The sequence below is a fragment of the Streptomyces sp. CA189 genome, assembly GCF_056428985.1.
In genome coordinates, this window is the sequence record NZ_JBWJVM010000042.1 from 20,977 (window position 1) to 36,890 (window position 15,914).

Annotated in this window: 17 protein-coding genes; 10 read left to right on the forward strand and 7 right to left on the reverse strand. The window is 72.0% G+C overall.

From position 1 onward, the window contains the following. Positions 1 to 210: 210 nt before the first annotated feature. Positions 211 to 1,806: a sensor histidine kinase gene (locus tag AC061S_RS26975; protein WP_478688477.1), complete on the reverse strand. Its 1,596-nt coding sequence runs from the start codon at positions 1,804 to 1,806 to the stop codon at positions 211 to 213. Next, the gene (locus tag AC061S_RS26980; protein ID WP_478688478.1) at positions 1,803 to 2,840 is read right to left on the reverse strand and encodes a rod shape-determining protein; all 1,038 of its coding nucleotides are present in this window, start codon (positions 2,838 to 2,840) and stop codon (positions 1,803 to 1,805) included. Before AC061S_RS26980 ends, AC061S_RS26975 begins: the two co-directional genes overlap by 4 nt. A 242-nt stretch (positions 2,841 to 3,082) precedes the next feature. Between AC061S_RS26980 and AC061S_RS26985 the strand changes: the two genes are divergently transcribed. From AC061S_RS26985 to AC061S_RS26995, 3 genes are all read left to right on the forward strand, one after another. After that, the gene (locus tag AC061S_RS26985) at positions 3,083 to 3,382 is read left to right on the forward strand and encodes an esterase/lipase family protein (RefSeq protein WP_478688479.1); all 300 of its coding nucleotides are present in this window, start codon (positions 3,083 to 3,085) and stop codon (positions 3,380 to 3,382) included. Positions 3,383 to 3,538: 156 nt separating this feature from the next. Beyond that, the gene (locus AC061S_RS26990; protein WP_478688480.1) at positions 3,539 to 4,711 is read left to right on the forward strand and encodes an RNA-guided endonuclease InsQ/TnpB family protein; all 1,173 of its coding nucleotides are present in this window, start codon (positions 3,539 to 3,541) and stop codon (positions 4,709 to 4,711) included. 66 nt (positions 4,712 to 4,777) lie between these two features. Beyond that, complete coding sequence (locus tag AC061S_RS26995) at positions 4,778 to 4,984, forward strand: hypothetical protein (RefSeq protein ID WP_478688481.1); 207 nt, start codon at positions 4,778 to 4,780, stop codon at positions 4,982 to 4,984. On the opposite strand, the gene AC061S_RS27000 is transcribed toward AC061S_RS26995, so the two are convergent. Further along, complete coding sequence (locus AC061S_RS27000; protein WP_478688482.1) at positions 4,981 to 5,577, reverse strand: RNA-binding protein; 597 nt, start codon at positions 5,575 to 5,577, stop codon at positions 4,981 to 4,983. The two genes, AC061S_RS26995 and AC061S_RS27000, sit on opposite strands and share 4 nt — an antisense overlap. A 79-nt stretch (positions 5,578 to 5,656) precedes the next feature. Here AC061S_RS27000 and AC061S_RS27005 point away from each other — a divergent pair, with 79 nt between their 5' ends. After that, positions 5,657 to 6,409 carry an SCO2400 family protein gene (locus AC061S_RS27005; RefSeq protein WP_478688483.1) on the forward strand — a complete coding sequence of 251 codons (753 nt, stop codon included), beginning with the start codon at positions 5,657 to 5,659 and terminating at the stop codon, positions 6,407 to 6,409. A gap of 57 nt (positions 6,410 to 6,466) precedes the next feature. On the opposite strand, the gene AC061S_RS27010 is transcribed toward AC061S_RS27005, so the two are convergent. Further along, on the reverse strand, positions 6,467 to 6,889 hold the full coding sequence (locus AC061S_RS27010; RefSeq protein ID WP_478688484.1) for a MarR family winged helix-turn-helix transcriptional regulator: 423 nt from the start codon (positions 6,887 to 6,889) through the stop codon (positions 6,467 to 6,469). A gap of 103 nt (positions 6,890 to 6,992) precedes the next feature. Between AC061S_RS27010 and AC061S_RS27015 the strand changes: the two genes are divergently transcribed. The 3 genes from AC061S_RS27015 (at position 6,993) to AC061S_RS27025 (ending at position 9,495) form a co-directional block, all read left to right on the forward strand. Beyond that, complete coding sequence (locus AC061S_RS27015) at positions 6,993 to 8,015, forward strand: NADP-dependent oxidoreductase (RefSeq protein ID WP_478688485.1); 1,023 nt, start codon at positions 6,993 to 6,995, stop codon at positions 8,013 to 8,015. A 66-nt stretch (positions 8,016 to 8,081) separates the two neighbouring features. Continuing rightward, positions 8,082 to 8,504, forward strand: a complete 423-nt coding sequence (locus AC061S_RS27020; protein ID WP_266909067.1) for an organic hydroperoxide resistance protein — start codon at positions 8,082 to 8,084, stop codon at positions 8,502 to 8,504. 109 nt (positions 8,505 to 8,613) lie between these two features. Continuing rightward, positions 8,614 to 9,495 carry an EI24 domain-containing protein gene (locus AC061S_RS27025; protein ID WP_478688486.1) on the forward strand — a complete coding sequence of 294 codons (882 nt, stop codon included), beginning with the start codon at positions 8,614 to 8,616 and terminating at the stop codon, positions 9,493 to 9,495. Here the strand turns inward: AC061S_RS27025 and AC061S_RS27030 are convergent. Next, positions 9,485 to 10,372, reverse strand: a complete 888-nt coding sequence (locus AC061S_RS27030; protein WP_478688487.1) for an NAD(P)-dependent oxidoreductase — start codon at positions 10,370 to 10,372, stop codon at positions 9,485 to 9,487. The two genes, AC061S_RS27025 and AC061S_RS27030, sit on opposite strands and share 11 nt — an antisense overlap. Positions 10,373 to 10,469: 97 nt before the next feature. Between AC061S_RS27030 and AC061S_RS27035 the strand changes: the two genes are divergently transcribed. From AC061S_RS27035 to AC061S_RS27045, 3 genes are all read left to right on the forward strand, one after another. Further along, entirely contained in the window at positions 10,470 to 10,859 is a 390-nt protein-coding gene (locus tag AC061S_RS27035; protein ID WP_478688488.1) for a winged helix-turn-helix transcriptional regulator, read from the forward strand. A 269-nt stretch (positions 10,860 to 11,128) separates the two neighbouring features. Continuing rightward, positions 11,129 to 12,706, forward strand: a complete 1,578-nt coding sequence (locus AC061S_RS27040; protein ID WP_478688489.1) for a hypothetical protein — start codon at positions 11,129 to 11,131, stop codon at positions 12,704 to 12,706. A gap of 13 nt (positions 12,707 to 12,719) precedes the next feature. Further along, positions 12,720 to 14,372, forward strand: coding sequence for a DUF2142 domain-containing protein (locus tag AC061S_RS27045; RefSeq protein ID WP_478688490.1), 1,653 nt, complete (start codon positions 12,720 to 12,722; stop codon positions 14,370 to 14,372). Between the two features lie 47 nt (positions 14,373 to 14,419). On the opposite strand, the gene AC061S_RS27050 is transcribed toward AC061S_RS27045, so the two are convergent. Next, complete coding sequence (locus AC061S_RS27050) at positions 14,420 to 15,229, reverse strand: carbon-nitrogen hydrolase family protein (RefSeq protein WP_478688491.1); 810 nt, start codon at positions 15,227 to 15,229, stop codon at positions 14,420 to 14,422. A 37-nt stretch (positions 15,230 to 15,266) separates the two neighbouring features. Next, the gene (locus AC061S_RS27055) at positions 15,267 to 15,842 is read right to left on the reverse strand and encodes a TetR/AcrR family transcriptional regulator (RefSeq protein WP_478688492.1); all 576 of its coding nucleotides are present in this window, start codon (positions 15,840 to 15,842) and stop codon (positions 15,267 to 15,269) included. Positions 15,843 to 15,914: the final 72 nt, after the last annotated feature.

Consider the following 15,914-nt stretch of genomic DNA (forward strand, 5'->3'; position numbering starts at 1 on the left):
CCCTGCGGGGCGAAGTCCCCGACCCGCCCTTCCACCGTTCCCTGGGGCTCCGCCCCAGACCCCGCTCCTCAAACGCCGGAGGGGCTGGATGTACCCAGCCCCTCCGGCGTTTGAGGAGCGGGGGTTCCGGGGGCTGGCCCCCGGGGAACGGTGGAAGGGCGGGTAGGGGACGGCCGCCCGCAGGGCCGCCCCGGCCGCCGCCCGTCGGGGTCAGAGGGGGGCTTCCCAGGTGAGGGTGGTGCCCCGGGTGCCTGATTCCGTGCGGCCGTCGTCGGAGACGGTGAGGCGGACCCGGGTGGGGACCGCGTCGACTTCGACGTCGATGGTGGTGACCTCCGCGCGGCGGTGTGCCGCGGCCAGTGCGCCGCGCAGGGCGGCGAGGAGGTCGCCCGCGACCGGATCCGGCAGCAGCGCGTCCACCGTGCCGGCGAAGTGCACGGACGGCTGGAAGCCCAGCAGGACCGCGGCTCCGCCGGTCTCCCGCAGGACCCGGCCGCGGAAGGTGGTCGGGGCGTCCGTCGGCGGCTGCTGGAGGGCGAAGATGGCCGTGCGGACCTCCTGGATGGTGGAGTCGAGCTCGTCCACGGCCCGGCTCAGTTCCTCGCCGACCGTGTCCCCGGTGGGTGCCTTGTCGGAACGCCGCCGGGTGCTCTCCAGCATCATCTCCGTCGCGAACAGCCGCTGGACCACGAGGTCGTGGAGGTCGCGGGCGATGCGGTCCCGGTCCTCGTAGACGGCCAGCTGCTCGCGGTCGTGCTGCGCGTCCGCCAGGACCAGGGCCAGGGCGGCCTGGGAGGCGAACTGCGAGGCCAGCAGCCGGTCGACGGCGTCGTACGCGGGGCCGCCGCGGACCCGCGGCAGGGCGAGCGTCCCGATGAGCTGGCCGCCGCTCTGGAGAGGCAGCATCATGCTGGGACCGAAGCGCTCCCGTACGTGGGTGGTCATCCGGGGGTCCGTCGCCGAGTCCTCTATGAACACCGGCTCACCGCCCAGGAGCTGTTCCAGGACGGCCGAGCCCGGCGCGATGGCCGTGCCCACCAGGTCCCCGGGGTCCCCGTGCGTCGAGGCGGCCACGATCTCCATGCCGCCCTCGGGCGTCGGCTGGAGGACGACGCCGGCCGCGGCGTCGGCCAGCAGCCGGGCCCGTTCGGCCACGCACATCAGCGCGTCCGCCGCCGGCCGGCCCGCCAGCAGGGTGGTGGTCACGGCGGCGGCGCCCTCGATCCAGCGCTCCCGGCGGCGCGCGGTCTCGTACAGCCGGGCGTTGCCGATCGCTATCCCCGCCTGCGAGGCCAGGACGCGCAGCAGCGCGACGTCCTCGTCCGTGAACGGGCCGCCGCCCTGCTTGTCGGTGAGGTAGAGGTTGCCGAAGACCTCGGTGTGGACCCGGATCGGGACGCCGAGGAAGCCCTTCATCGAGGGGTGGCCCGGCGGGAAGCCCGCCGCGCGGGGGTCCTGGTTCAGGTCATCCAGCATCAGCGGGCGCGGATCGGCGATCAGGGCGCCGAGCAGGCCGGAACGGCCGTCCGGCAGCCGGCCGATCGCGGTCTTCTCCGCCTCGGTCAGGCCGGAGGTGAACAGCTCGGTCAGCCGGACGCGCTCGGGGTCGACGACCCCGAGCGCTCCGTACCGTGCCGCACACAGCTCGGTGGCCGAATCCACGATGTGCTGGAGGGTGGTCCGCAGTTCGAGTTCGGAGCCGACGTTGAGGACCGCCTCCAGGAGGACGGGCAGGCTGGCGACCTGGCGGGCGGCCAGGTCCCTCCCGTCCCCGGGGGCCGCCGGGGACGACTCGGCGTGCGTCATTCGGCCAGGGGGTTCAGAACCATGGGGGAGATCTTCCCTTCGATCATCATGCCGAGGCCCAGTACCGCGCAGACGTCCGGCCGTTCGGCGATGGCCACGGGCATCCCGGTCGCGTCGCGGAGCATCTGGTCCAGGCCCGGCAGCAGGGCGCTGCCACCCACCATCATGATCCCTCGGTCCGTCAGATCGGCCACCAGGTCCGGCGGGCAGTCGCGCAGCACCTTGCCGATGCCGTCGAGCACGGCGGTCAGCGGGGTGTAGATGGCGTCGCGGACGGCCGCGGTGTCCACGTTGACGGAGCGGGCCAGTCCGGTGGACACGTCGCGGCCGTGGATGAGGGTGGAGGCCGGGCCCTCGGCGGTGATGCCGTTGCCGTGCAGGGCCAGTTGGAGCGGACGGACGGCCTGGCTGGGCAGCATCAGCTCGTGCGCGTGGCGCAGGTGCTGGACGACGGCGTGGTCGATGGCCTCGCCACCGACGGGGATCCGCTGGGCGGTGACGATCGAGCCGAGGGAGAGGACGGCGATCTGGGTGGCGGCGGCCCCGCACACCATGATCATCGTCGCGGTCGGCTGCTCCACGGGCAGTCCGCAGCCGACGGCCGCCGCGATCAGGGTGTCGACGAGTTCGACGCGCCGGGCTCCGAGTCCGACCATCGTCTCCACCGCCGCGCGCTGGGCGAGCGGGTCGGCGTCGTGCGGGGTGCAGGCGGCGGCCCGCAGCCGGGGCTTGCGGCGCAGGGCGCGCCGCAGCTTCTCGCCGAGGAGGTGGCGCAGCATGCGCTGGGCCATCTCGATGTCGACGACGGTGCCGCCGGAGACCGGGCGGACGACCCGGATGTAGTCGGGCGTGCGGCCGGTCATCCGCTCGGCGAAGGTGCCGACGGCGATGAGTGCGCCGGTCCGCGTGTTCACGGCGGCGACACTGGGCTCGTCCACGACCAGGCCGAGGCCCTTGACGTAGACGCGGGTCCTGGCCGCTCCGAGGTCGACGGCCACGTGGCAGCGGCGCAACTGCTCAAGACTGACGGTCACGGCAGATCCTCCCGAGAGCGCTGACGCAAGAAGACCGGCGGGTGCCGGTCACACTTCGTATCTTCTCGGGTGAATTACTCGTATTGCCCGATTTGATGCTCCGGGCGGGGGGTGTCGTGCGATACGGGAGGGTCGCGAGGGGTGCCGGTGAGTGCTGCACGGGGGTGGAATTCTGCGGCGCCAGGCGCGACCACGCCCGCACCGATCGTGCTACTCGTGCGTAACAAGGTAAAGGGGACTCGATGCTGACGGTCCGCCAGGGACTGCTCGCGCTGCTGACGCTCTGCCTGGCGCTGCTCGCGGCGCCCGCGCTCCCGGCCCAGGCCTCCGGCCCGCCTTCAGGCGCCGCTTCCGGCGCGGCGGCCGGCGCGCCGGCCGGTCTCGCCCAGACCCGGGCCTCCGGCCCGGCCGTCGCGCGCGATCCGGTGGTCTTCGTACACGGCTACAACGCCGACCCCGGCGTCTGGGGCTCCCTGCGCGAGGACCTGCGCGCCGAGGGATACGCCGACTCCGAGCTCTTCTCCTTCGGCTACCGGGATTAATCGCGGTGCATCGGGCTTCAGCCCGGTGGTGAAGTGATTCTGAGAAGTGCTCTGACGTGAGGGCTGGGGCGGACGGTTCTGCTGTATGCGCGTCGGTGAACATTTTGTGTCGGTATGGCGTCACGAAGAGCCAGCGGCACCGCTCGGGACAGGGCAATGTCTGTCCTTTTTTATCGGGCCTACCCCACTGAGGTCCAGGAGCAGATCCTGACCGGGTGGGGTCATACGGTGCGTGCTCTGTGGAATGTGGCTCTGGAACAGCGCGTGTACTTGTGGGAGCAGCGGACGTACAGCCTGCGCTCGGTCGAGCAGTGCAAGCAGCTGACGGCCGCCCGTGCGGAGCTGGATTGGTCGGGTGACCTGCCCGCACAGGCCGGGCAGCAGATCCTGCGCAGCCTCGACAGGGCCTACGACAATTTCTGGGACCCCAACCACCCGGCCCGGTTTCCAGCCAGGAAGAAGCGTGGGCACCGCTTGTCGATTCCGTTCCCGGGGCAGGCGGTCGAGGTCCGCAAGCTGAACCGTCATTGGGCCGAGCTACGCCTGCCGAAACTCGGCTGGCTGCGGTTCCGCCTCTCTTGCGCCGTCGGCGGCGCGATCCGTAACGCCACCGTGTCCCGGGACGGCAATGGCTGGCACATCTCTTTCGGCGTCCATACCGGCCGCAAGCCGGCCGTACCGAATGGGAAACCGTCCTGCGGGGTGGACTTCGGCGTTGCCGCGTCTGCGTTCGTCTCGACCGAGACCAATCCCCGCCTCCTGCCGCCGACGCTGTCCGCCAGCGAGGAGAAGCGGCTCAAAGTACTGGAGCAGCGCAAGGCACGCCAGCTCACCTACGCGAAGAAGCACCAAGGCGGGAAGTGCAGCCGCCGCCTGCGGACGACGATCGCCCATATCGCGAAGCTCACCACTCGGCGGGCCCATCGACGCCAGGAGTTCACGCACAAGCTCACCACCGACCTCGCCAAAAGCCACGGCCTGATCGGTATCGAGGATCTGCGTGTGAAGAACATGACCGCCTCCGTCAAGGGCACCACCGAAACACCGGGGAGGAAGGTTCGGGCGAAGGCTGGGCTGAACCGGTCGATCCTCGACAACACCCCGGGCGAACGGCGGCGCCAGCTTGAGTACAAGACCCTGATGTACGGGTCCGTGCTTGTCGCCGTGCCGCCGTTCCACACCTCTCAGACCTGCGCCAAGTGTCGCCGGGTCGATCCCGAATCCCGTAAGGGATGCGGCCGGCTGTTCGCGTGCCCGCACTGTCATCAACAGCACGCGCAGCACCAGAGCGGTGCGAGTCCCGGCCACCGGCCGGAGGCGGATGCGTGAAGCCCCGAAGCCCGCTCACGCGAGCTGAAGGGAATCGCCCCCGTTCATGGGGGCGAGGATCGTCAAGTGGTGAAGAACCTGAACTCCGGCGACGAGACCCCCGGCGCGGTGCGGTACGCCACCTTCTGGTCCCACTGCGACGAGGTCGTCAACCCCGACGACAGCGTCCCGCTCACCGGGGCGACGAACACCCCGGTCGGCTGCCTCAAGCACAACGACCTGCTCGGGGACGACCCCACCTCGGCGGGCGTACGGGCCTTCCTGCGCTCCTAGCGCCCAGCCCCCTCCACGGACACGTCCTGGAGCAGGCCGTACGTGAACTCCGCGACGCAGGCCCGCCCCGACGCGGTGAACGCCAGCCGCCACCGCGTCGGCGCGGTCCCCTCCATCGGGCGGACGGGGGCGAAGGCCCGCGCCACCTCGTCGACCGTCGCCGACCAGGGCAGCAGGTCCTGCGGCGACTCCAGTACGGGACCGGGCGCGCCCGGGGCCCGGACCAGCCACTCGTTCCAGACCGCCCCGTCCGGCGCGGCGAGCACCTCGAAGCGCAGGCCGGGCCAGAGCGGCACCGGCCACAGCTGGGCCTCGCACGTCAGATCGCCGATCGTGCGGGAGGAAACGGCCTCGGGCGGGCCGAGCACCGAGCGGTAGCGGGCCAGGGCGCCCCGGGACCGCGGCGAGCGGACCATGGCCTGCCAGCGCTTGTTGGCCTCCCGCTGCTCGGCGAGGGAGGCGCCGAGCCGTCGGCGGGCCTCGTCCGCCAGTTCCGGCTGGAAGTCCGCCATCCGGCGGAGCAGCACCAGTTGGAAGCCGGCGGGGCCGAAGGGGCCCGGGGTGAGGGGCGGTGTCCCCGGCGTCCTCGTCATGGACTCCACCCTTCCACACAGAATCCTCACGATCCCGGTATCCGGCCGTTGTGATCGAACGCGTAGCCTGCGGGGCGCCATGGACTATTGCATCGCCTGCCGCAGGTACCTCAACGGCGCGCTGGCGTGCGCTGGATGCGGGACCCCGGCCGAGTACCTGATATCCGCCGCGCCCGCCGCGCCCGCCCCCGGTTCCGCCGCCGGGTTCGGAAGCGACCCGGCCGCGCTCGCCGACGTGTACGCCGACTCCCTCGTCGTGCTGTCCGGGGAACGTGGGCAGGGCCGCGGTCAGCGCCGAGCCGCCGGCCGCCGTGCCGGGCACCGCCGGCGCCGCCGGACCGCGCTCACCGTGGGGCTCGGGCTGATGCTCGCCGCCGGAGGCACCCTGGGCCTGGCCCGGCTGGCGGCCGACGGGGAGCGCACCGACCGGGCGGCGACGGTGGTGCTGACCGACGACGCGGGTCCGGCGGAGCCGGCTCCGCTCCCGGGCCTGACGGAGGATCCGGCCGTGCCCTCGGGGACGGCTTCGGCGAAGGGGCCGGCCGCCGGCACCGCGAAGGCCGCGGCCGGGGGTACGAAGACGGGCGGCACCGGCCGGAGTGCCGGGGCCTCCAGCGCGGGGGCGTCGGGCTCCTCCTCCGGCGCGGGGCCGTCGCGGAGCGCCTCCCGGACTCCGGCGTCCGCCGCTCCGGCCACATCGGGTTCCAGTGGCTCCGCGACTCCCAGCGAGAGCTCGAAGGGGCCCAAGGGGAAGCCCCCCGGGAAGTCCCCGTCCCTGCCCCCGTCACCGACGCCGACGCCCACCCGCGACTGCTGGTGGTTCTTCTGCTGAGGGTCTGAGGCCCCGGCGTCTGCGGGCCCGCGGAAGGCCCGCAGGCCGTCCGCGGGCTCAGCCCAGCATCCGCCGCAGCAGGTCACGCAGGACCGCGCGCTCGGCCGTGGAGAGACCGGCCAGCGGCTCCCGGGCGAAGTCCAGCGACTCGCGCAGCCGGTCGGCCGTCTGCAGGCCGTCCTCGGTGGGCGCGGCCAGCTTCACCCGGCGGTCGGCCGGGTCGGGGCGGCGCTCGACCAGGCCGCGGGTCTCCAGGCGGTCCACGATGCCGGTGATGTTCGACGGCTCGCACCGCAGCTTCTGCGCGATCTTGCGCATCGGCATCGGCTCCATGGAGAGCAGGTTCAGGACGCGGGCCTGGGCGCCGGTGAGCTGGTGGCTGGAGGCCGCGTGCTCGTACTCCTGGTGGTAGCGGGTCACGACGTCGCCGATGAGCTCGACGACTTCGAGGGTCAGGGGATCTGCGCGACGGCTGGGCATGGATCCAGCGTACCCATTTACTTGACAACGTGAAATATCCAGGCGCATGGTTGTTTCACGTCCTGAAGCATTTTGCACTTCTTCCCCCATCCAGGAGTGACGCATGTCCGAGATCCCCGCCGTCAGCCGTGAGTGGCACCTCGTCCGCCGCCCGCAGGGCTGGCCCGTAGCCGAGGACTTCGCCCTGCGCGAGGTGCCGGTCGACGCCGAGCCCGCCGCCGGCCGGATTCTGGTGCGCAACCTCCACATGTCCGTGGACCCGTACATGCGCGGCCGGATGAACGACGTGAGGTCGTACATCCCGCCCTTCCAGCTCGACAAGCCCATGGACGGCGGCGCGGTCGGCGAGGTCGTGGCCTCGGCGGACGAGCGCTTCGCGGTCGGCGACCACGTGCTGCACGGTCTGGGCTGGCGCGAGTACGCGGACGTGGACGCCAAGCACGCCACCCCGGTGGACGCCTCGCTCGCCCCCCTCTCCGCCTACCTCGGCGTCCTCGGCATGCCGGGCCTGACCGCCTACGCCGGGCTCTTCGAGGTCGCCTCCTTCAAGGAGGGCGACTCCGTCTTCGTCTCCGGCGCCGCCGGAGCGGTCGGCAGCCTCGTCGGCCAGTTCGCGAAGATCAAGGGCGCCTCCCGGGTGATCGGCTCCGCCGGCTCCGACGAGAAGGTGACGCTCCTCACGGAGAAGTACGGTTTCGACGCCGCCTTCAACTACAAGAGCGGCCCCGTCGCCGGGCAGCTCAAGGAGGCCGCGCCCGAGGGCATCGACGTCTACTTCGACAACGTCGGCGGGGACCACCTGGAGGCCGCCATCTCCTCCCTGAACGTCCACGGCCGGGCCACCCTGTGCGGGGCGATCGCCCAGTACAACGCCACCGAGCCCGTGCCCGGCCCGCGCAACCTCGCCCTCGTCATCGGCAAGCGGCTGCGCCTGCAGGGCGTGCTGGTCGGAGACCACGCGGGACTGCAGCCCCAGTTCGTCCAGGACGTGGCCGGCTGGCTGCGTTCCGGGCAGCTCGTCGCCGACGAGACGGTCGTCCGGGGCGTGGAGAACGCCACCGACGCCTTCCTCGGAATGCTGCGCGGTGACAACACCGGAAAGATGATCGTTTCTTTCACCGGTTAGGCTCACTCCACACCGCCGTGACGCGTGGGCGCGAGTCCCGGCGATTTACCAGGAGGATTTCCTTACATGTCGATCCAGCAGTCCGACGTCGCGTACACCGCTGTTGCCACCGCCGAGAACGGCCGTGACGGTCGCGTCGCCACCAACGACGGTCGCCTCGAGGTCGTCGTGAACCCGCCGAAGGAGCTCGGTGGCAGCGGCGAGGGCACCAACCCCGAGCAGCTGTTCGCCGCCGGCTACAGCGCCTGCTTCCAGGGTGCGCTCGGCGTCGTCGCCCGCAACGAGAACGCCGACATCACCGGCTCCACCGTCACCGCCGAGGTCGGCATCGGCAAGAACGACGACGGCTTCGGCATCATCGTCAAGATCTCGGCCTCCATCCCGAACGTGGATGCCGCCACCGCCAAGGACCTCATCGAGAAGGCCCACCAGGTCTGCCCGTACTCCAAGGCCACCCGCGGCAACATCACGGTCGAGCTCGCGGTCTGATCTGCGACCCGCTCAACCGGTTCGTTCGTCGAAGGCCGCACCCAGGCACCGGGGTGCGGCCTTCGTCATGCCCGGCGTCCCCCCGCCAGAGACGGCCTAGACTGGATCCATGCGTGATCTTGCGGGGGGATTCGGCTATCTGCTGGCCGGACAGCGATGGGTACTGCGCCACGGACGGTGGTTGGGCTTCGGGCTGCTGCCCGGGCTCGTCTCCCTGGTGCTGTACGCCGGCGCGCTCGTCGGCCTCGGCTACGGCGCCGACGACCTGACCGCCTGGGCGACCCCCTTCGCCGACGGCTGGTCCTCCCCGTGGCTCGGGCTCTTCCGCGGCTTCCTGACGGCCCTGGTCTTCTCCCTCGGGCTCTTCCTCGCGGTGATCACCTTCACCGCCGTGACCCTGCTCGTGGGCCAGCCGTTCTACGAGTCCCTCTCGGAGCAGGTCGACCGCACCGAGGGCGGCGAGGTCCCGGAGTCGGGGCTCACGCTCCCGCAGGAGCTGTGGATCTCCGCCCGGGACAGCCTGCGGATCCTGGGCCGGGTGCTGCTCTTCGGGATCCTGCTCTTCGCGCTGGGCTTCGTCCCGGTGATCGGGCAGACCGTGGTCCCGGTCCTCGGCTTCTGCGTCTCCGGCTTCTTCCTCGCCCAGGAGCTCACCTCCGTCGCCCTGATGCGCCGCCGGGTGCAGCTCACCGAGCAGCTCGCGCTGCTGCGCGGGCGGCGGATGCTGGCGCTCGGCTTCGGGGTGCCGCTCGTCGTGTCCTTCCTGGTGCCGCTGGTCGCCGTGTTCCTGATGCCGGGCGCGGTGGCCGGGGCGACGCTCATGGTCCGGGACCTGGTGGGCGAGGACGCGGAGCAGGGGCAGGCGCAAGGACAGGAGCAGGGCCAGGACCCTGGCCACAGCCAGGGCCACAGCCAGGGCCAAGGCCAGGGCCACAGCCAGGGCCAAGGTCAGGGCCAAGGTCACCGCCAGGGCAAGCAGCTCAGCGCCTGAGCAGGGTGATCGCCCCGGCGGTGTCCTCGCCGGCGTGGGCCGCCGGATCGGCCGCCAGGCGTTCCCGCATCAGGTCCAGGTACGGACTGATCAGCTCGGGGCTGACCCCCTGCTCCGCGGCGGTCCGCAGATAGGTGGCGCTCGCCGTGACCTGCATGGCCAGGTTCGATTCGACGCCCGTGGTGAAGTCCCCGGAGACCAGCCGCTCGGCGGCGGCGCCCGCGAAGAAGCCCATCGCCCCCAGCCACTCGGTCAGCAGCGGAGCCAGGTCCTTGGGGGAGACGTCCTCGCCCTCGATCAGCGCGTAGGCGTGCGAGATCCCGGCGAAGAGCCCGGTCATCGCGCTCAGCAGGGCCACGTCGTGCAGGGCCGCGTGGCCGGGGTCGGAGCCGACGAAGCGGGCGCCGGCCGGGACCTCCAGCGCGCTCCGGTGCTCCTCGAGCAGGTCGGGGGAGCCGCTGTAGAAGACGTACCCGCCGGCCGCGGGGACGCCGATCATCGACGGGGTGGCCATGATGCCGCCGTCGAGGAACCGGGCCCCGCGCTCCTGGGCCCACGCGGCCCGGGCGCGGGCGTCGGCGGGCGTGCCGGTGGTCAGGTCGACCAGGTCCTTTCCGGTGAGGTCCAGGCCCTCCAGGGCCGAACCGACGCTGTCGTGGTCCAGCAGGCAGAGCACGACCAGGCCGTTCGCGGCCACCGCCTCGGCGGGGCTCGCGGCGACGACGGCGCCTTCGGCCGCGAGGGCCTCGGCCTTGGCGGGGGTGCGGTTCCAGACGGTGAGGGGGTGCCCGGCGGCGAGCCAGGTGCGGGCGAGGGCGGTGCCCATCGAGCCGAGTCCGAGGAGGGTGAGCGGGGTCTTCGTGCTGGTGTCGGTCATGCCGTTTAGCCTGGTGGAGGGCCGTCAGGTGCTCAAGTACGCACTTCGGAGTGGGTGGTTACCCCGAGGTGAGCGAACAGGTGGGGAGGGGTGCGTGATGGCATCTGCACAGAGGCCGGGCGCGGATCACTGCGGGATCGCCGCGGCGATGTCCGTGATCGACGGCAAGTGGAAGGTGTCGGTCCTGTGGGAGCTGGAACAGTGCCCGCGCCGCTTCGGTGAACTGCGCCGCCTGGTCCCGGGGGTCTCGGAGAAGGTGCTCGCGGCCCAGCTGCGCGAGCTGGAGGCGGACGGCATCGTCCACCGCGAGGTCTACGAGGAGGTCCCGCCGCGCGTGGAGTACTCCCTGACCCCGCTCGGCCACGAGCTGAACGGGGCCCTGGAGGCCCTCGGCGCGTGGGGCGCGAAGCACCTGCTCCCCGACGCCGCCCGGACCCCGGTGGCTCCCGCGACTCCGCGGTGCTCCTGTGCCAACCCGATAGGATGACCGGCGGCAAGATTCAAAGCTGTCCCCCACCGTCCTAGAGCCCGCGTCCTGTCCGGAGCACCGGTCGTCGGGGTCCGAGCCGGGCAGTGCCTTGCTGAGAGACGACCGGCCACAGCGCTGCGCACCGACCAGGCAGTCGCTGTGCACCGACCAGCAGTAGGGACATCTTTCACGTGACAGTCAGTACCGAGGGGCTGGAGCCTGTGCGCTCGGGTCCCGCGAGTGGACCTGCCACGCGCGCCCGGCCCGTTTCGGGTCCCGCGCGTGGAGTGCTGCGCTCCCGGGGCGCCCTGTTGCTCCTGGAAGCGGTCGTCGCCTTCGCCGGCGCGCTCGCGCTCCCGCTGATGGCCGTGGGCTTCCAGCTCGACCCCCTGGACCGCATCGCGCAGGTCAGCGGCCTGGCCGCGATCCAGTTCCGGTTCGCCCTGCTCGGTCTGGTGTTCATCGCCGCGGTCGTGCTCGCGATGCGGCTGCGCGGTGGCCGCCACTTCAACCTGGCCACCCGGATCTCCGCGGCCGCCCTCGCGGGTCTGGCCAGTGGTTTCGTCGCGGCGGGAGCGGTGGTCGCGCTCCACGGCACGCCGTGGCCGATGTTCGGCCTCAACGGGGACAGCGGCCGGATCGTCGAGTGGGCCCACGCGGTCGCCAACGGGCAGCCGTCGGGCTCCCCGGTCTACCCCCCCGCACCGCTCTACACCCTCGGGTACTACGCCGAGTGGTTCCACGGCGGCAACACCGCCTACGCCTTCAAGGACCTCCAGATCCTCGGAGCCGCCTTCTTCGGGCCGTTCGTCTACTTCGCCTGGCGGCTGCTGCTGAGCCCGCTCCGGGCGCTGGCCTTCGGCGTCGTACCGGCCTTCGCGCTGATCGACGCGTACAAGCCGTACGCCCAGACGGTCCTCGTGGTGCTGGTACCGGTCCTGGTGGCCCTGGTGGTGGCGCTGCGCCGCAGCGGCACCGAGAGCTGGCGGCCGCTGCTGCTCAAGGCCGCCGGGTTCGGCGCGCTGATCGGTGTGCTCTTCCTCACATACTCCGGCTGGTTCCTGTGGAGCGCGGCCGGCGTGTTCTTCGCCGCCGCCCTGTACTTCCCGTGGAAGACCGGCCGGGCCAAGGGTGCCGCGTTCCTGGGAACCACCCTGGCGGCCTTCATGGCGGTGGCCGGGCGGTACCTGGTCGTCATGCTGACCGAGGGCCAGGAGACCAAGGACTTCAACTTCCGCTTCGACACCTTCACCGACCCGGCCTACTACCTGATGTGGCGCACGGACATGCCGGGCAAGGTCGGCGACTGGCCGCCGCCGGGCGAGTTCGGCGGGGTGGGCCTGTTCGCCCTCGTGACCTTCATCTGTCTCGGCATCGCGATCTGGCTGGGACTGCGCAAGCCGATGGTGGTCACGATCACCGCGATGTTCCTCTCCGCCTGGCTGATGCGGATGTACATCGCCTCGCACATGTACGAGACGCAGACCGTCCAGCTCTACACCCGCACCAACAACCAGCTCCTCTACTGCGGGTTGATCTTGGCCGCACTCGTCGCGCACCTGGTGTCGCAGCGGCTGGCAGAACGACGCACATTGGACAATGGCGAGGGCGCGGCCGTACGGGGCCGGGGCTTGCCGGGCCGGGAGGGGGCCGTCATCGGAACCCTGTGCGCCCTGCTGCTCCTGCTCGGAACGGTGTCGTCCTCGATGGCCGACCGGTACATGCCGGCCCAGGACGGGACCTACCGGATCCTGCCGTACGTATCGCACACGATTCGGCAGTTGAACGGGAAGTGCCCCCAATTCGCCCCCGAGCACAAGTGCTCCAAGGACGGCGATCAGACTTGGCTGACATACATCCGATGATCACGAGGACGACATGATCTCCGCATTGACGCGGCTGGCCGACTGGTCGGCCCGGACCCCCAAGAGGCTCTGGGCCGTCAGCTTCGTCCTCTTCTTCACCATCGCGGCCGGCTGGTCCGCGGCCACACCGCTGGGCGGATCCCCCGACGAGCACGCCCACTTCATCCGGGCGGCGGCCGTCGCCCGCGGGCAGATCAACGGCTCCGAGGTGATGGTTCCGCACATGGTCGCGGGCATCAAGGGCGATTTCGCCGAGACCGGCGTGCAGCTCCCGGAGTGGTACTCGGAACTCCCGAAGCACCACGAGTGCTACTCCTGGCGCGCGGGCACCCCCGCGTCCTGCGCGCCCGCGCTCGGCGACTCCGACAGCATCGTCGAGGTCCCCACCGCCGCCGGCCGCTACCACCCGGCGTACTACATGCTGACCGGCTGGCCCAGCCTGCTCGTGGAGGGCGCCAAGGGGCTCTACCTCATGCGCCTGATGTCGGCGCTGTTCTGCTCCCTGCTGCTGGCCAGCGCCGTGGTGACGGCCTCCGAGTGGCGGCGCGGGCGTTCGCTCGCCCTGCTCGGCGTCTTCACGGCGGCGACGCCCATGGCCCTGTTCATGGCCGGCATGGTCAACCCCAGCGGCGGTGAGATCGCCGCCGGAATCCTGGTGTGGACGGGCCTGCTGTCGATCCTCATGTCGCCCGATCCGCGGCTGCTGAACCGCAGGCTCGCCAGGGTCGGCGTCGGCGGCCTGGTGCTGATCAACATCCGGCCGCTCGGACTGATCTGGTTCGCGGGCGCGGTCTGCTTCGGCCTGCTGCTGGCCGAGAGCGGCGTGCTGCGCTCGGTGCTCCGCCGCAAGGCGATGTGGCTCTGGACGGGGCTGCTCGGCCTCGCCACGGTCGGCGCGCTCGCGTGGGCGGCCACGCACCCCGACAACTCCGTCATAAAGATCCCCAAGTACCTCACCACGACGGAGGCGGCCCGCCGGACCCTCGGGGCCACCGAGATGTACATCCAGCAGATGCTCGGCTACTTCGGCTGGCTGGACACCCCGGCGCCGGTCGTCACCTGGTACGTCTGGCTCGGCGTGATCGCGGTGATCACCGTGCTGGGGCTGATGTACGGCCGCAAGCGCGAAGCGCTGGCGCTGATCGCCATGGTGATCGCCATCGTGGTCGTGCCGGTGGTCGGGCAGACCTCGCAGGCGTCGAAGATCGGCCTGGTCTGGCAGGGCCGCTACCTGCTGCCGTTCGCCGTCGGCCTGCCGCTGATGGCGGTGCTGATCATCGCGCGCCGGATGCCGGAAAAGGGCTTCCCGCTGCGCAGGCTGGTCGGCTACTCCCTGCCCCTGCTCGCGCTGGCCAACGCGGCGGCGTTCTACTGGACCCTGCGGCGCTTCGCCGTCGGGATCAGCGGCCCCGTGATCCCGTACGCCGCGCACTGGGCCCCGCCGGGCGGCTGGGTGTTCTGGACCGGCTTCTACACGGTGGCGGCGTTCGCCCTCGTGGTGCCGGGGCTGATGCGGGACCGCGTGCCCGACACGACCCCCGCGCGCACGCCGGCCGACCCGCTGCCCGGAACCGACGGGCCGCAGGGCCCGGAGGTGCTGTCCGGAGCCCGTCCGGAGCCCGGCCCCGAAGCCCGGCGCCACTCACGGGTGACCCAGGCCAGCTGATTCCCCGGCCCAGGCCCCGGCCCGGCGGCGCGTCCTCGGACGCCCCGTCAGGCCGGGGCCTGCGTCGTCCGCGCGCCCTGCTCGTCCGCCCGGTTCCGGCCGGTGCCCTCGACGGTGCCCGCGACGGCGCCCTGGACGGGGAGCCGCGCCGGTACCTCCGCCACGGCGACCGACGGCGTGTGCGCGTCCGCCTCGGCCAGCAGGGTCCCGCCCGGCGCCCATACGGCCGCGCCCCCGCAGCCCGTCCACGGCCCGGCGGGTCCGACGTGGTTGGCGAGGGCCACGTACATCCCGAAGTCCCGGGCGATCCCCGGGTGGACCGCCGCCCGCTCGGCGATGCCGTCGCCCGTGCCGTAGAGCGAGCTCGCCAGGTGGACCCGGCAGCCGGCGGCGGCGCCCGCACCGGGCACGTCCGCGAAGTGGTTGTCGAAGCAGATCCCCAGAGAGAAGCGGAGCCCGCCGAGCTCGAAGCGGCCCGGGACCGTCCCCGCGGCGAAGACCTCCTGCTCCTGCCGGAACAGGTGCTGCTTGGCGTACGTGGTCACGTGCGCGCCGTCCGCGTCGTGGACCAGGGTCGCGATGACGGGCCGGGGGCCGTCCACGCGCAGCGCGACGTTGACGGCGGTGGCGATGCCGGTGGAGCGGACGGGGTCCAGCCGCGGGTCCTCGGCGTCGGCCAGCCACAGGCCGGGGTCGGAGGCTAGCGCGGCCAGTTCGTAGCCGGTCAGGGTGAACTCGGGGAACACCACCAGCCCGGCGCCCTCCTCCCGGGCCCGCACGGCGAGGCCGGCCGCCCGTACGGCGTTGGCGGACACGTCGGCGGGGACGCAGCTCAACTGCGCGGCAGCGATCTTCACCCGCCCCAGCATGCCAGCCCCGCCGTCGGCCCCGCGGTCAGCCCCGGGGCCCCTGGACCAGGTCCAGGAAGGCGCGGAAGACGCCGGGCATGTCCACGGCTTCCGGGGCCAGCAGCCACTGGTACTGGAGCCCGTCCATCACGGCGGCCAGCAGCGGGGCCGCCTGCTCGGGGGTGAGGCCCGAGGGGAGCCGCTCGCCGAACTCCGCGCGCAGGACCGCGGCCATCGCGGAGCGCACCTGCGCGTACCGCTCGGCGAAGAACTCCCGCGCCGGGTGGCCGTCGGTGACGCTCTCGCCGAGCAGCGCCGAGAAGGTCTGCACGATGCCGGGTCGCATGGCGTTGTACTCCACCAGCGAGGCCAGCAGGTCCGGGCGCCAGGCGTCGGCCAGCGCGCGGGCGCCGCCGCCGGTGTCCCAGCGGTCGCGCTCCTCCAGGACCGCGACCAGGAGCGCCTCCTTGGTCGGGAAGTAGTGCAGCAGTCCCTGCTGGGTCAGGCCCACGCGCTCGGCGACCGTGCCCAGGGCCGCGGCCCGGTAGCCGCGCTCGGCGATCACTTCGAGGGCCGCGCGGACGATCTCCGCGCGCCGTTCCTCACTCCTGGCCCTGACCATCGCCCCGCCACCCCTTCCGTCCACACCTGCCAGCAGGACCGTACGGCATCTCAAGATTACGAATAGATTACG

Bases quoted from the DNA above. Each gene is read 5' to 3' on its own strand.
- AC061S_RS26975 (WP_478688477.1), bottom strand. From the start codon at position 1,806: ATGACGCACGCCGAGTCGTCCCCGGCGGCCCCCGGGGACGGGAGGGAC.
- AC061S_RS26985 (WP_478688479.1), top strand. From the start codon at position 3,083: ATGCTGACGGTCCGCCAGGGACTGCTCGCGCTGCTGACGCTCTGCCTG.
- AC061S_RS26990 (WP_478688480.1), top strand. From the start codon at position 3,539: ATGTCTGTCCTTTTTTATCGGGCCTACCCCACTGAGGTCCAGGAGCAG.
- AC061S_RS27000 (WP_478688482.1), bottom strand. From the start codon at position 5,577: ATGACGAGGACGCCGGGGACACCGCCCCTCACCCCGGGCCCCTTCGGC.
- AC061S_RS27005 (WP_478688483.1), top strand. From the start codon at position 5,657: ATGGACTATTGCATCGCCTGCCGCAGGTACCTCAACGGCGCGCTGGCG.
- AC061S_RS27010 (WP_478688484.1), bottom strand. From the start codon at position 6,889: ATGCCCAGCCGTCGCGCAGATCCCCTGACCCTCGAAGTCGTCGAGCTC.
- AC061S_RS27015 (WP_478688485.1), top strand. From the start codon at position 6,993: ATGTCCGAGATCCCCGCCGTCAGCCGTGAGTGGCACCTCGTCCGCCGC.
- AC061S_RS27020 (WP_266909067.1), top strand. From the start codon at position 8,082: ATGTCGATCCAGCAGTCCGACGTCGCGTACACCGCTGTTGCCACCGCC.
- AC061S_RS27025 (WP_478688486.1), top strand. From the start codon at position 8,614: ATGCGTGATCTTGCGGGGGGATTCGGCTATCTGCTGGCCGGACAGCGA.
- AC061S_RS27030 (WP_478688487.1), bottom strand. From the start codon at position 10,372: ATGACCGACACCAGCACGAAGACCCCGCTCACCCTCCTCGGACTCGGC.
- AC061S_RS27035 (WP_478688488.1), top strand. From the start codon at position 10,470: ATGGCATCTGCACAGAGGCCGGGCGCGGATCACTGCGGGATCGCCGCG.
- AC061S_RS27045 (WP_478688490.1), top strand. From the start codon at position 12,720: ATGATCTCCGCATTGACGCGGCTGGCCGACTGGTCGGCCCGGACCCCC.
- AC061S_RS27055 (WP_478688492.1), bottom strand. From the start codon at position 15,842: ATGGTCAGGGCCAGGAGTGAGGAACGGCGCGCGGAGATCGTCCGCGCG.